The following is a 14034-nucleotide window of genomic DNA, read 5'->3' on the forward strand; positions in this document are numbered from 1 at the left end:
TTGTTTGTATTTTAAACGCCCACATTTAAAAATTGGACAATTAACCATTTTTCGCGCCCAGCATAGTATGGGTATATGTTCGGACTGACCAAACAAACGCACTACTTTGAGAGGATGAAAACATATGTGTGGCATAACAGGCTGGATTGACTTCCAAAGAGATATGAGAAAAGAACGCGACTCGATTACGAAAATGGCTGAAACCTTGGCAAAGCGCGGTCCAGATGATACAAATGTATGGACAGATATTCATGCAGGATTCGGACATAAACGCTTAGTTGTTGTTGACCCTGAGGGTGGAAAGCAACCAATGTCTAAGTCAAAAAATAACCATAAATATACGATTTGTTATAATGGTGAACTATATAATACCGAAGATATCCGAAAAGAACTGTTAGTAAAAGGATATTCCTTTAACGGTCATTCTGATACAGAAGTTCTATTAACTGCATATATAGAATGGGAAGAAAATTGTGTGGAGCATTTGAATGGCATATTTGCTTTCGCAATTTGGGATGAGAGAAAGGAACAGCTCTTTATTGGTAGGGATCGACTTGGCGTTAAGCCGCTTTTTTATTTATCAACAGAAAAGGGGATTATGTTCGGTTCTGAGCTTAAAGCAATCCTTGCTCATCCGGAAGTGAAAACGGAAATTGACCGTGAAGGGTTAGCCGAGGTCCTTGCATTAGGACCATCTAGATCACCTGGAAATGGGGTGTTTAGAGGAGTATCAGAGCTAAGACCTGCTCATGCGCTTACTCTATCAAAAAGCAAGGGACTAAAAATTTGGCGATACTGGAATGTAAAAAGTGAGAAGCACACAGATAATTTGAATGATACGGTTGATCAGGTTCGCTTTCTTTTTACTGATGCAGTAAAACGCCAGTTAGTTTCGGATGTTCCTCTCTGTACATTTTTATCAGGCGGAGTAGATTCAAGTGCGATTACAGCTATTGCCGCAATGGAATATCAAAAGGAAGGAAAAGGGAGCCTCCATACGTATTCCATTGATTATGAAGGAAATGACCAATTTTTTAAGGCAAATGAATTTCAACCGAATTCTGACGGAGTCTATATTCAAAAGATGTCTGATGAGTTTCAAACGACTCATCACAATAGTGTAATCTCTCAAGAGTTGCTCGCTGAACATTTAATTGAAGCTGTCCATGTAAGAGATTTACCAGGGATGGCTGATGTAGATTCTTCTCTTCTTTGGTTTTGCCGGGAGATAAAAAAGGATTTTGTTGTTGGTCTATCTGGTGAATGTGCGGATGAGATCTTTGGTGGCTATCCTTGGTTCCGACGTGAAGCGGACCTTACTCGAGAAGGCTTTCCGTGGATGAGATCGATTGAAGAAAGGCAGGGCTTGTTACGTACAGAATGGCGTAAAAAGTTACAGCTAAAGGACTACATGCTTCAACAATTCAATAAGACTGTTCAAGAGACTCCTGCTTTAGACGGAGAATCAAAGCAAGAAGCAAAAAGAAGAGAATTATTTTATCTGAATATGATTTGGTTTATGACTACCCTACTTGATCGTAAGGATCGTATGAGTATGGGAGCAAGTCTTGAAGTAAGGGTACCTTTTGCGGATCATCGCTTAGTTGAATACGTGTGGAATATCCCTTGGGATATGAAGAATTATAATAACCGTGAAAAAGGATTGCTACGTAAAGCGTTGGAAGGGATTCTCCCAGAGGAAGTATTGTATAGAAAGAAAAGTCCATATCCGAAAACTCATAATCCTAAATATACAAAAGCTGTACAGCAGATGCTAGCAGAGATCATGACTGACAGAAGTTCTGTTCTTTATGAGTTCTTTGATGAAGTAAAATTAAAGGAAATCATTACTACTGAAGGTGCTGCCTTTAAAGAACCTTGGTTCGGCCAGTTAATGACCGGCCCACAGCTATTAGCCCATTTAGCTCAAATTCATATCTGGTTTAACGATTACAATATTAATATTGTTGAATCTTAATAAAAAAATAGAAGCCTATACACATATGTGTAGGCTTCTTAATTTGTTCGTTTAAACTGCCTTATCTTCTATAAAGGAATGGCGAATCCAGACCTTTGAGCGCCAACGCCAAAGCATAAGTAATCCTCTTAGCCATTCATCAGCAATAAATGCAATCCATATTCCGACAAGACCAAGACCAAAGGTAATCCCAAGCAAATAAGAAAAGGTTACAGCCACTCCCCACATTGATAGTATCCCCATATATACTGGGAATTTCACATCACCAGTGGCTCGTAATGAATTGATAATTACTAAATTAAACGAGCGTCCTGGCTCTAGAATAATTGTTAGTAATATCAACGTGCTTCCAAGTGCAATGATGTCCTCGTTACTTGTAAATAACTTCATTAGGTCTTTTGCGAAAAACGAGAAGAGTATGGCTGCGCCTAAGGAAATGATAATAGCGAGTCGTAGACTTTTTAAACAACGATGATAGGCATCCTCATACTTTTTTGCGCCAATCATATAACCTATTAATATTTGTGTACCTTGACTAATAGCGATGCTAAATAGGAAGATAAACATCATGAGATTTTGAGCATACACTTTAGATGTTAGTGCTTCCGTACCTAACGTAGCGATAAAGAAAGTAATAACCATCTGGGAACCATTATAGGAAAGCTGTTCGCCAGCGGATGGAATGCCGATTTTGAGTAAGTTTCTAATATGCACCTTCGGAAAACGGAAGAGCATATGAAACGGCAGCTTGACAGGAATTCTTTTAATCATCACGATGATCGCTATAGTCAAGCCTAGGAGCCTACTAACGGTAGTTGAAATAGCTACCCCTTCAACACCCAGTATCGGAAATCCAAAAGGACCAAAGATGAAAAAGTAATTACTAATCACATTAATAATATTCATACCAATAGTGATATACATAACATCTTTTGTAAACCCATAACTACGAATAACGGCACCTATCGTCATAATAAAGGCTTGAACAAAGGAAAACCCTCCGACAATTAATAAGTAAGATTTCGCCTCATCCATTAGTTCAGCAGGTAAATCCATCATCTTTAAAATAGGTTCACTAAAGAGGAAAATTCCAATACTTAACAGAATTCCGAAAACGAGGTTTGCTCCGAGGGAAACGATCGAAATTTCTGCAGCTATATTTTCCTGCTTCGCTCCCAAATTCTGAGTAACCAGAATAGCTGTTCCTGTTGCAACAAAACCAAACATAACGATTATTAGCGAAAGGACTTGGTTAGATACACCAACAGCGGCAACAGACTCATCAGAGTATTGTGAGAGCATTAATGTATCAGCATTTCCCATTAGCATATACAATAGTATTTCAATAAAGATAGGCCATGTTAGAGCAACTAGGGTCATCTTTTGTTTTTTTCGATTTTTGTTCATTATTCTTTGACCCCCTGACATAATAAAACGAAATAGTCTTAAGCGGAGTGCTTAAGACTACTTAGGAAACAATTCATTCTAACAGATGGTGTGTTTATTTAAAAGGAGATTATTTCAAAGCCGAAAGGAGCAACCATAACTGAAAGTTGATCAGATTCAGCAGCAAATTCATCACTCTTTAATAAGTCAGTGAGCTTTTTTCCTTTTAAATTAAATGGTAAGGCATATGTTGCTTCTTTAGAAGTAGGGTTTAAAATAATTACAATTGTTTTGTTTTCGTCCTTTTTCGAGTAGGAAATGCACACGTCCTCTTTGGAATGAGAAAGGAAGGAAAAGGTTCCTGAATTTGCTAGAAGCTTTTCTTCTTTTCTAAGCTTAATCAATGATTGGACATGTGTACGCATTTCTTGATTCCATCGTTCTTCTTCCCATGGCATGCACTCTCTGCAACCAGGGTCCATCACTCCACTTAAGCCAATCTCATCTCCATAATAAATACATGGTGTGCCAATAAAAGTCATCATAAAAGTATAGATGAGCTTCATTTTATCTATGTTATCATTACACTCTGTCAGAATACGTGGTGTATCATGGCTACCAACCAGGTTAAAAGCTACCTCATTTACATTGCTTGGATACATTTGAATAACAGAGGTCATGTTCTCAATAAACTGATCCCTTGTAATCTGTTCTTTAGCAAAGTAATTTAACACATTTGTAAGGAATGGATAGTTCATAACTGCATCAAATTGATCTCCCCGAAGCCATGGCATGGAATCATGCCAAATTTCTCCTAGAATATATAGTTCAGGCTTGAGTTCTTTAACAGCATGACGAAACTCTCTCCAAAACTGATGGTCTATTTCATTAGCAACGTCTAAACGCCATCCATCAATATCAAACTCTCGTACCCAATATCTTCCTACCTCGAGCAAATATTGCTTAACTTCTTCATTTTGTGTATTAAGCTTTGGCATTGTTTGCTCAAAAGCAAATGTAGAGTAATTTGGAAGCTCTCCACCCTTTAACGGGAATTCTTTCGTATGGAACCAGCTTGCATACTTTGAGTCTGCCCCATTCTTTAACACGTCTTGGAAAGGAGGGAAGTGGTATCCACTATGATTAAACACGGCATCGAGCATTACTTTTATTCCGTTTTTATGACAAGTTTGGACGAGCTTCTTAAAGGTTTCCTTATCCCCAAATTGAGGGTCAATTTCCATATAATCAATCGTATCGTATTTATGATTCGAATATGCCTTAAAAATGGGAGTAAAGTAAATACCAGTGATACCTAAGTCAACTAAATAGCTAATATGATCAATGATCCCTTGGAAGTCGCCACCAAAAAAGTTCTTAGGTGTTGGTGGTTCGCTTCCCCATGGTAGTGCTCCCTCCGGGTCATTGGTAAGATCACCATTGGCGAATCTCTCTGGGAATATTTGATACCAGACAGTATCCTTTACCCAGCTTGGAGCACGAAACACTTCACTTGCATGAAGGAAAGGGAAAGAGAAGTAATAGCCTGGATCCTCAGGTGCCTTTTCATAGAATCCTTTTTCCGTATATAGAATTGTTTCTTCACCATCACAAACGAAAAATCCGTAGCGAATTCGTTTATGAACAGGTTGGATACTTAGAAGCCAGTAATCAAAAAGAGCATCTGTTGCTACTTTCTCCATATCTGTTTGTTGGGAAATCCAAGCTCCATCTTTCCATTCATATTGATCACCGAATAGTAACTGAACGGTTTGGATTTCTTCTTTACGAGTACGCAGTTTTATATGTAATGTTTGTTCATCAACGGGATATGCGTATTCATCTGTAGGGCGATGATAGATGGAAGAGCGAGTAATCATATTATATCCTCCTAGTGCAATCGATTGCATTTAATTCTACTTTCTTAACGTTAGCAGATATATGAAAACCCTTCAACAAATACCTGGTAAATCTTTTATAAATTTTTTTCTATGTATTTTATGTGAAAATAGTTGTCAAAACGAAAAATCTAGGTATAATAAAAAATATAGTTTGTGCAATCGTTTTCACGAATCAATTCTTTCAGACGTGCGTGTAAGACCAATAAGTTATGTATTTTTAACTATTAGTGGCAACGTTTTCATAGAGTACTGTTTTTATAGATTTGTGCAATCGTTTGTACAGCTGGAGAAATATAAAAAACATACAATTTTGGAGGGGTCAATAATGAAAAAAGCATTATCGCTTTTCATGATGATCATGTTAGTATTTGGAGTTCTTGCTGCATGTGGACCAAATCGTGAAGAAGGCACTTCAACAGAGAAGGAAACTGAAAACAATGCCGGTGAAGAACCAGCAAAACCAGAAAAACTAGTTGTATGGGAAGATACAGATAAAGAGGTTGCGTTAGAACCTGCAATTGAAGCTTTCGAAAAAGAATATGGCATTAAGGTTGAATATAAAACACTAGGTATGGCTGACAAAATCCGTGACCAACTTCGTCTAGATGGTCCTGCTGGTAATGCTCCAGATGTTGTCACTTTGCCACATGATCAAATCGGTCAAGTAGTTGTTGAAGGATTAATTTCTGAAATTGAAGTCAATCAAGATGTACTTGATACTTTCACAGAATCTTCTGTTTCAGCTCAAATGTATGATGGTAAGCTTTATGGACTACCAAAAGCTACAGAAACACCTGTATTTATTTATAACAAAGCGTTAATGGAAAAAGCTCCAGCAACTTTTGATGAGTTATACACTTTCTCAAAGGACTTCACTAAAGGTGATAACTATGGTTTCTTAGCTCTTTGGGATAACTATTACTTTGCTCATGGTATTATGGGTGGGAATGGTGCGTACGTATTTAAAGATGAAAATGGTGCTCTAAACCGTGAGGATATTGGACTTAATAACGAGGGCGCTGTAACAGGTGCTGAATACATTCAACAATGGTATAAAGAAGGTTTATTCCCTAAAGGAATCATCGGTGAATCTGGTGGATCCGCTATGGACGGGCTATTTAACGAAGGCAAAGTTGCTTCTGTTATGAACGGACCTTGGGCGTTCCAAGCAATGAAAGATGCTGGAATTGACTATGGTGTAGCTCCGCTTCCAACTCTTCCAAATGGTGAAAACGTGAAAACATTCATGGGTGTTAAAGGATGGCACGTAACAGCTTTCACTGAAAATCAATACTGGGCTACAAAACTTGTTGAATTCTTAACAAACGAAGAAAGTGCTAAAACTCGTTTTGAAACAACAGGAGAAATTCCACCGGTTAAAACTTTAATTGAAGATCCAATTATTGCTGAAAACGAAGCTGCAAAAGCAGTAGCTGTTCAGTCTTCATATGCAATTCCAATGCCTAATATTCCAGAAATGGCTGAGGTTTGGTCTCCAATGGCATCAGCGTTACAACAAATCGCTACTCAAAAGTCAGAGCCTAAAGCAGCTTTAGATTCTGCAGTAGATACAATTAAGAAGCAGATTGAAACTAACCACGCAAAATAAATTTTGTGGTACAATCGATAGGCAGTACCTCTGGTATTGCCTATCATTACATTTATTTAGGCAAACGGTTGCGCAATAAAAAATACATTCCTCCTCAAGTTAGAAAGGGGATAGAAGTCAAATGGAAGCGGAAAAAGTAATAACAACAAAGCATGCTAGAAATTCAACGTTGCTATCAATTGTCCCTGGAATGGGACAGATTTACAATCGTCAGTTTTTAAAAGGTATCATTTTTCTCGTATTAGCAGCATCATTTGGTATTGTGTTCGGAGACATTTTGAACATGGGATTTTGGGGGTTGTTTACACTAGGTGAAATACCTAAAGTGGACCATTCCATCTTTCTTTTAATTGATGGAATAATCGCCTTGATTGTTACAGTCTTAGGATTAGGAGTGTATGCATTTAACCTTTACGATGCACACTCAAATGGAAAAAAACGAGATCTAGGTTTACATCTAAATTCAGTTAGAGAACAATACCACAACTTAATTGATGGTGGTTTTCCATATTTAATGATTTCACCAGGGTTCTTGTTATTGATTTTTGTGGTAATCTTTCCAATTATTTTTGTTATCTTATTAGCATTTACAAACTACGATTTATACCATTCACCACCAGCTAAATTAGTAGATTGGATCGGGATACAGAACTTTATAGATATTTTTAAAATTGATATCTGGAGAAATACTTTCTTTAAAGTATTAGGTTGGACAATTGTTTGGACATTTGGTGCGACAACGTTCCAAATTGCTTTAGGGATGTTCCTGGCCATTGTAGTCAACCAAAAAGATTTAAAAGGGAAAGCCATTATCCGTACCATACTAATTTTACCTTGGGCGGTACCAGCATTTGTCTCCATCATGATTTTTTCAGGAATGTTTAATGAGACGTTTGGTGCGGTTAACAAAATGATATTACCTGCTTTAGGTTTAGAAGCACAGCCATGGATGACAGAAGCAAACTGGACGCGTCTTGCGCTGATCCTCATTCAAGGTTGGTTAGGTTTCCCATTTATTTTTGCAATGGTAACCGGAGTGCTCCAGTCTATTCCAGAAGATTTATATGAGGCAGCTACGGTAGACGGTGCAAGTATTTGGCAAAAGTTCACGAAAATTACTTTACCACTAGTATTGTTTGCTACTGCACCGATTATGATTACACAGTATACTTTTAACTTTAACAACTTTAATGTTATCTTCCTTTTTAACAACGGGGGACCGGCTGTGCCAGGGCAAACGGCATGGGGAACAGATATCTTAATATCATGGATTTATCGATTGACAATGACCTCTGCACAATATGGAAAAGCTGCAGCAATTACGATGATTCTATCTGTTATTATTATTGCAGTGGCTTTATGGCAATTCAGAAAGACAAAATCATTCCAAGAAGAGGATATGATGTAATATGAGTATGAAAACGAATAAAATCATAAGACTTACACTGTCATACTTTGTGATTGCGATCATGGCAGTTATTGTTATCTATCCATTGCTATGGATTATTGGATCATCGTTTAATCCAGGTAATAGTCTTTCGGGATCGACGATGTTTCCTGAGAATCCTACACTAGCACATTATAAGCATCTGTTTGATGCGGATAAAAGTGACTATATTATTTGGTATAAAAACTCTTTAAAGATTAGTATTATCACTATGGTTCTAACTGTTGCAAGTGTGTCATTAACCGCATACTCTTTTTCAAGATATCGTTTTGTTGGACGTAAGAATGGACTAATTACGTTCTTAATCCTGCAAATGATTCCAAACTTTGCAGCACTGATTGCCATCTTTGTTTTAGCTAACCGTACAGGATTAATTGATACGCACTTGGGATTAATTCTTGTGTATGTCGGTGGTCAAATTCCAATGAATACGTATTTAATGAAAGGATACTTAGATACGATTCCGAAAGAGCTTGATGAATCTGCGAAAATGGACGGAGCGGGACACTTACGAATTTTCTTCCAAATTGTTATGCCTCTCGCTAAGCCTATATTAGCAGTGGTTGCTTTATTCTCATTTATCGCTCCATTTGGTGACTTTATTCTAGCTCGTATTTTATTACGATCAGAAGATAAATTTACTTTATTAGTTGGACTATATGAACTAGTTGCCAAGCAGTTCGGGAACGAATTTACAAAGTTTGCTGCAGGTTCCGTATTAATCGCTATACCAATCGCTGCATTATTCTTAGTTTTCCAAAGATATTTTGTCTCTGGTTTGACGGCTGGAGGAACAAAAGGATAATCTTGTAGGGAAGGATTTTTAACAGGAAAAGGAGGAGCGGAGATGAAAAAGAAATGGCTTTCTTTCATCTTAATCCCGTTTCTTCTTTTTTACTCCCTACCGGTAGGTGCAGTGGAAAAAGAAGAGCGAAAATGGCAGGATGAGACTTTTTATTTTATTATGATCGATCGCTTTAATAATAGCGATTTCAGCAACGATTTTAAAGTAAACATGGATGATCCAAAAGCATATCACGGCGGTGACTTTCAAGGTATAATCGATCAATTGGATTATATAAAAGACATGGGGTTCACCGCTATTTGGCTTACCCCGGTTTTTGAAAATTCAGATATGGGCTACCATGGGTATTGGATAACTGACTTTTACAATACGGAAGAACATTTTGGAACAATAGAAGAGTTTAAAGCATTAGTAAAAGAGGCGCATAAACGAGACATAAAAATCGTCCTTGACTTTGTCGTCAACCATGTATCACCAGAGCATCAGTGGCTTACAGACAATGATAAAAAGGATTGGTTTCATGAAAATAAAGAAATTTTAAATTGGGAAGATCAAGAAGAACTCAATAATGGGTGGATTTATGGTTTACCTGATTTAAATACGGAGAATCCAGAAGTTTCTGATTATCTTTTAGATGCAGCAAAGTGGTGGATCACTGAAACAGACATTGATGGATACCGTCTAGATACCGTTCGACATGTACCTGTAGATTTTTGGGAAACATTTTCAAGCGAAGTAAAAAGTGTGAAGGATGATTTCTACTTACTCGGTGAGGTTTGGGATAACGATCCAAATTATATAGCTCAGTATGATAAAGCTGGCATTGATGGTTTTGTAGATTATCCTTTAAACGAACATTTGCGTACCGCTTTTGCCAAACCAGATCAATCTCTTTATTGGTTGTTTACAACCGCTGACCGAAACAAAACTATTTACGAAGATCCTTATTTAATGGGTACATTTATGGACAATCATGACACCCCGCGCTTTACAAGAGATGCAGTACAAAACAATGAGCATCCTGGTCCACGCTGGAAGCTGGCACTTACTTATTTGTACACAACACCAGGCATCCCGATTGTCTATTACGGCAGCGAGATTGCTCTTGATGGTGGAGAAGATCCTGATAACCGTAGACAAATGGACTTCCGAACCGATAAAGAATTGGTCGAATATATCTCGCAAATTGGAGCTGCTAGACAAGCGCTTCCATCCCTAACCCGTGGTACATTTGAGTTTCTTCATGAAGAGAAGGGAATGGCTATATACAAACGGGAGTATGAGGGAGAAACAACAGTAATAGCAATTAACAATACAACAAAAACACAAACGGCAACCATTACAGAAGGACTTGAAGAGGATAAAGAGCTTCGAGGAGTTCTAAGTGATGAGATTGTCCGTTCAAAAGGCAAGGAATATACGATTGTGCTCGACCGTGATCAAGCACAAATATATACGCTTGGACCGAAAACAGGCTTAAATATTCCTTATTTGGTTATCATGGGAGCCGTATACTTAGCGTTTATCATATTTATCTATTTATTATGGAAAAGATCGAAAAGGAAAAAACTCCCGAATCAATGATAAAAATATACTACAAAAGTATTGGATAGTTAGGGTAGAATAAGGAATATAGAAAGCTGAATGATTCTAGATAGGACCATTCAGAAATGTAGTTATTAGGAAATGAGGTGGGTAAGGTGGCTATTACAATAAAGGATGTTGCTAAGTTAGCAAAGGTCGCACCATCTACCGTATCACGTGTAATTGCAAATAATCCTCGTATAAGTGAAAAGACGAAGAAAAAGGTTAGAGAAGCAATGGATGAGTTAGGGTATCATCCTAACTTTATTGCTAGAAGTTTAGCTAGTCAAAGCACACAGGCGATTGGTTTAGTAATGCCAAGCTCTACTGACGTGGTATTTCAGAATCCTTTTTTTCCTACTGTACTTAGAGGACTAAGTGAAGGAGCTCATGAAAAACACTACGCATTATATATGACAACAGGTAAGACTGACAACGAAATTTTAGATGGAGTTACTCAGATGGTTCAGGGGGGACGCGTTGATGGAGTGGTCCTGCTTTACTCAAAAATTGAAGATAAAGTATTAATGTATCTTCAGGAAAGAGGCATTCCATTTGTGGTTATTGGTAAACCCTTTAAGCATGTAGAGGAAATAACTCATGTTGATAATGATAATTTTCGAGCAACAAAAGAAGTAACTGAATATCTTATACAGCTCGGGCATGATCATATTGCCTTTGTAGGTGGGAATTTAAACCTAGTTGTTACAGTGGAGCGTTTACTTGGATACGAGAAGGCGCTTCGTGAAGCAGGAATACCGTTAGACGATGATTATATTGTACATGAAGAATTTCTTAGAGAAGGTGGACAAGAAGCTGTTAGAGAATTGCTTTCTTTAAATGTACCGCCAACAGCTTTAGTTGTAGCCGATGATTTAATGGCTTTAGGGGTTCTTAATACACTGGATGAAATGGGAATTAAAGTACCTGAAGATATCTCCATCATCAGTTTCAATAATGTATTAGTATCAGAGATGTCCAGACCGCCTCTAACAAGTGTGGATATTAATATTTTTGACCTGGGATTTGAAGCAGCACGTAGCTTGATTCAAAAGATAGAAAATCCAAAGGAACCAATCAAGAGAATTATTATTCCCCATCAAATTGTCAAGCGTTTCTCTTGTTCATATCCTAATGAAGAAAGAGTTTTATTACCTCCAAAAGGGACTTTCAGTTGAAAAGTCCCTTTTCTTTTTTTATCCATTAATGACTGTTCCACCATTCACATGAATCATTTGACCGCTGACATAAGATGAGTCATTAGAAGCGAGAAAAACATAACTAGCAGCAAGTTCATAAGGCTGACCTGCTCTCCCCATCGGTGTATTTGATCCGAATTCTGCTACCTGATCGGCTGGGAAGGTGGAAGGAATGAGAGGAGTCCAAATAGGTCCTGGAGCGACTCCATTAACCCGAATTCCATCCATGGCAAGTGACTTTGAAAGAGATCTAGTAAACGTAACAATTGCTCCTTTTGTAGCAGAATAGTCAAGGAGTTGCTCGTTCCCTTGATAGGCTGTTATAGATGCGGTATTAATAATCGAACTTCCTTTCTTAAGATGAGGAAGAGCGGCCTTTGTCAAATAAAAATAAGAGAAGATATTTGTACGAAACGTTCGTTCCAGCTGTTCGGACGTTATATCTAGTAAGCTTTTCTGTGGATGCTGTTCAGCAGCATTATTAACTACTATATCAATTTTGCCAAATTCTTTAATGGTATCTTCTACTATTTGTTTACAAATTTCTTCACTACCAATATCTCCTGCCACGAGTAAACAACGTCTGCCTTCTGACTCTACTTGTTTTTTTGTGTCCTCAGCATCCTTTGTTTCATTTAAATAGGAAACAACTACGTCAGCACCTTCTTTAGCAAAAGAGATGGCAACCGATTTACCGATTCCGCTGTCTCCACCTGTTATAATAGCTACTTTATCTTTTAACTTATTTGAACCTTTGTACGCTTCATCGACGTGAATAGGAATAGGTTTCATTTCTTCTTCTACACCAGGTTGTTGATTTTGGTGTTGAGGTGGGAAAGTTTGTTTGTTATTCTGAGACAAGCATATCATCCTTTCAAAGTATCTTTGTCATTTCTGTAGTATAGGATAAAAAAGGGGATTTATATGCAAACATAATGATATAGATTCGAATTAAATTTGACGGATTTGTATGAATTGTGATATAAGCAATAATATTACAAATATTTTCTGAAGAAGGAAATCATGTGGAGGAAGTGACTTATGGAACATCGTAGTAAGATATTGGACTGTACCATCAGAGATGGAGGCTTAGTCAACAATTGGGATTTTAGCGTCGAATTTGTTCAGGACTTGTATAATGGACTAAGTGATGCTGGGGTTGAATATATGGAAATTGGATACAAAAATTCAGCCAAGCTTTTGAACGTACAAGAGCCTAACCCATGGAGATTTCTTGACGATAACTTCCTAAAAGAGATTATTCCAGTGAAAAAATTCACGAAGCTTTCTGCTTTAGTGGATATTGGACGAGTAGACCCTAATGACATCCTTCCTCGTGAGCAAAGTATCTTGGATATGATTCGGGTTGCATGCTATGTTCGTGAAGTGGATAAGGGACTGGAACTTGTACAACTGTTCCATGATTTAGGCTATGAGACTTCTCTCAACATAATGGCGTTATCTAGTGTTCCAGAGCAACAGTTAATAAAAGCGTTTGACTTGGTAAAAGAGAGTCCGGTAGATGTCGTATATATCGTTGACTCATTCGGAAGCTTAGATCCTGCGGATATTGCACACCAAGTAAAGAAATTCCAAGGTCTAATCCCTAACAAACAGCTTGGAATCCATACTCATAATAATATGCAACTGGCATTCGCCAATACGTTAACAGCGTTCCAAAATGGGGTTACATACCTTGATTCGTCTGTTTATGGAATGGGTCGTGCGGCGGGTAACTGTAATACAGAGCTTCTCGTTAGTTACATTCAAAAACCAAGCTATGAGCTTAAGCCAGTTCTAGGCGTGATTGAAAAGCATATGTTAGAAATGCGTAAAAGGTGGGAATGGGGTTATATTATCCCTTATATGATCTCTGGTGTACTCAATGAACATCCCCGTATTGCTATGGCATACCGTGATAGCTCAGATAGAGATAAATTTGTAGATTTTTATGACAAAGTAACAACACCCGAAGCTACATTAACCCTAGAGTGAGAGTAGGATTATTTTGAAAAAAGCTGTCATTTTGACAGCTTTTTTCTTGTGGAATGAGAATTATAAAATGAGGAGCAATTAACATAACCGTTCGTAGTACCACTGGATTCGGACTCCTAAGTACAAATTC

At 37.7% G+C, this 14034-nt stretch carries 10 protein-coding genes; 7 read left to right on the plus strand and 3 right to left on the minus strand.

Translation table 11 applies throughout. The features are described 5' to 3' along the window. Positions 1 to 124: 124 nt before the first annotated feature. Positions 125 to 1978 carry an asparagine synthase (glutamine-hydrolyzing) gene (asnB, locus tag BKO01S_RS13350; protein ID WP_066054598.1) on the plus strand — a complete coding sequence of 618 codons (1854 nt, stop codon included), beginning with the start codon at positions 125 to 127 and terminating at the stop codon, positions 1976 to 1978. A 51-nt stretch (positions 1979 to 2029) separates the two neighbouring features. Here the strand turns inward: asnB and BKO01S_RS13355 are convergent, their stop codons facing one another. Continuing rightward, positions 2030 to 3385 carry an MATE family efflux transporter gene (locus BKO01S_RS13355; protein ID WP_066054601.1) on the minus strand — a complete coding sequence of 452 codons (1356 nt, stop codon included), beginning with the start codon at positions 3383 to 3385 and terminating at the stop codon, positions 2030 to 2032. Between the two features lie 98 nt (positions 3386 to 3483). Then, complete coding sequence (locus BKO01S_RS13360) at positions 3484 to 5241, minus strand: glycoside hydrolase family 13 protein (protein ID WP_066055023.1); 1758 nt, start codon at positions 5239 to 5241, stop codon at positions 3484 to 3486. A 349-nt stretch (positions 5242 to 5590) separates the two neighbouring features. On the opposite strand from BKO01S_RS13360, the gene BKO01S_RS13365 reads away from it, so the two are divergent. From BKO01S_RS13365 to BKO01S_RS13385, 5 genes are all read left to right on the plus strand, one after another. Then, positions 5591 to 6874, plus strand: coding sequence for an extracellular solute-binding protein (locus BKO01S_RS13365; protein WP_066054605.1), 1284 nt, complete (start codon positions 5591 to 5593; stop codon positions 6872 to 6874). 121 nt (positions 6875 to 6995) lie between these two features. Then, the gene (locus tag BKO01S_RS13370; protein WP_066054609.1) at positions 6996 to 8282 is read left to right on the plus strand and encodes a carbohydrate ABC transporter permease; all 1287 of its coding nucleotides are present in this window, start codon (positions 6996 to 6998) and stop codon (positions 8280 to 8282) included. A 1-nt stretch (position 8283) separates the two neighbouring features. Further along, positions 8284 to 9126, plus strand: a complete 843-nt coding sequence (locus tag BKO01S_RS13375) for a sugar ABC transporter permease (protein WP_066054614.1) — start codon at positions 8284 to 8286, stop codon at positions 9124 to 9126. A 42-nt stretch (positions 9127 to 9168) separates the two neighbouring features. Further along, complete coding sequence (locus BKO01S_RS13380; protein ID WP_066054617.1) at positions 9169 to 10710, plus strand: alpha-amylase family glycosyl hydrolase; 1542 nt, start codon at positions 9169 to 9171, stop codon at positions 10708 to 10710. 116 nt (positions 10711 to 10826) lie between these two features. Continuing rightward, on the plus strand, positions 10827 to 11888 hold the full coding sequence (locus BKO01S_RS13385) for a LacI family DNA-binding transcriptional regulator (protein ID WP_066054619.1): 1062 nt from the start codon (positions 10827 to 10829) through the stop codon (positions 11886 to 11888). Between the two features lie 18 nt (positions 11889 to 11906). Here BKO01S_RS13385 and BKO01S_RS13390 read toward each other — a convergent pair whose 3' ends face one another. Further along, the gene (locus BKO01S_RS13390; protein ID WP_066054622.1) at positions 11907 to 12779 is read right to left on the minus strand and encodes an SDR family oxidoreductase; all 873 of its coding nucleotides are present in this window, start codon (positions 12777 to 12779) and stop codon (positions 11907 to 11909) included. A 171-nt stretch (positions 12780 to 12950) separates the two neighbouring features. On the opposite strand from BKO01S_RS13390, the gene BKO01S_RS13395 reads away from it, so the two are divergent. Beyond that, complete coding sequence (locus BKO01S_RS13395; protein ID WP_066054625.1) at positions 12951 to 13904, plus strand: aldolase catalytic domain-containing protein; 954 nt, start codon at positions 12951 to 12953, stop codon at positions 13902 to 13904. Positions 13905 to 14034: the final 130 nt, after the last annotated feature.

The sequence above is a fragment of the Robertmurraya korlensis NBRC 107688 genome, from assembly GCF_001591645.1.
Lineage (GTDB): Bacteria > Bacillota > Bacilli > Bacillales > Cytobacillaceae > Robertmurraya_A.

Bases quoted from the DNA above. Each gene is read 5' to 3' on its own strand.
- asnB (WP_066054598.1), top strand. From the start codon at position 125: ATGTGTGGCATAACAGGCTGGATTGACTTCCAAAGAGATATGAGAAAA.
- BKO01S_RS13355 (WP_066054601.1), bottom strand. From the start codon at position 3,385: ATGAACAAAAATCGAAAAAAACAAAAGATGACCCTAGTTGCTCTAACA.
- BKO01S_RS13365 (WP_066054605.1), top strand. From the start codon at position 5,591: ATGAAAAAAGCATTATCGCTTTTCATGATGATCATGTTAGTATTTGGA.
- BKO01S_RS13370 (WP_066054609.1), top strand. From the start codon at position 6,996: ATGGAAGCGGAAAAAGTAATAACAACAAAGCATGCTAGAAATTCAACG.
- BKO01S_RS13375 (WP_066054614.1), top strand. From the start codon at position 8,284: ATGAGTATGAAAACGAATAAAATCATAAGACTTACACTGTCATACTTT.
- BKO01S_RS13380 (WP_066054617.1), top strand. From the start codon at position 9,169: ATGAAAAAGAAATGGCTTTCTTTCATCTTAATCCCGTTTCTTCTTTTT.
- BKO01S_RS13390 (WP_066054622.1), bottom strand. From the start codon at position 12,779: ATGATATGCTTGTCTCAGAATAACAAACAAACTTTCCCACCTCAACAC.
- BKO01S_RS13395 (WP_066054625.1), top strand. From the start codon at position 12,951: ATGGAACATCGTAGTAAGATATTGGACTGTACCATCAGAGATGGAGGC.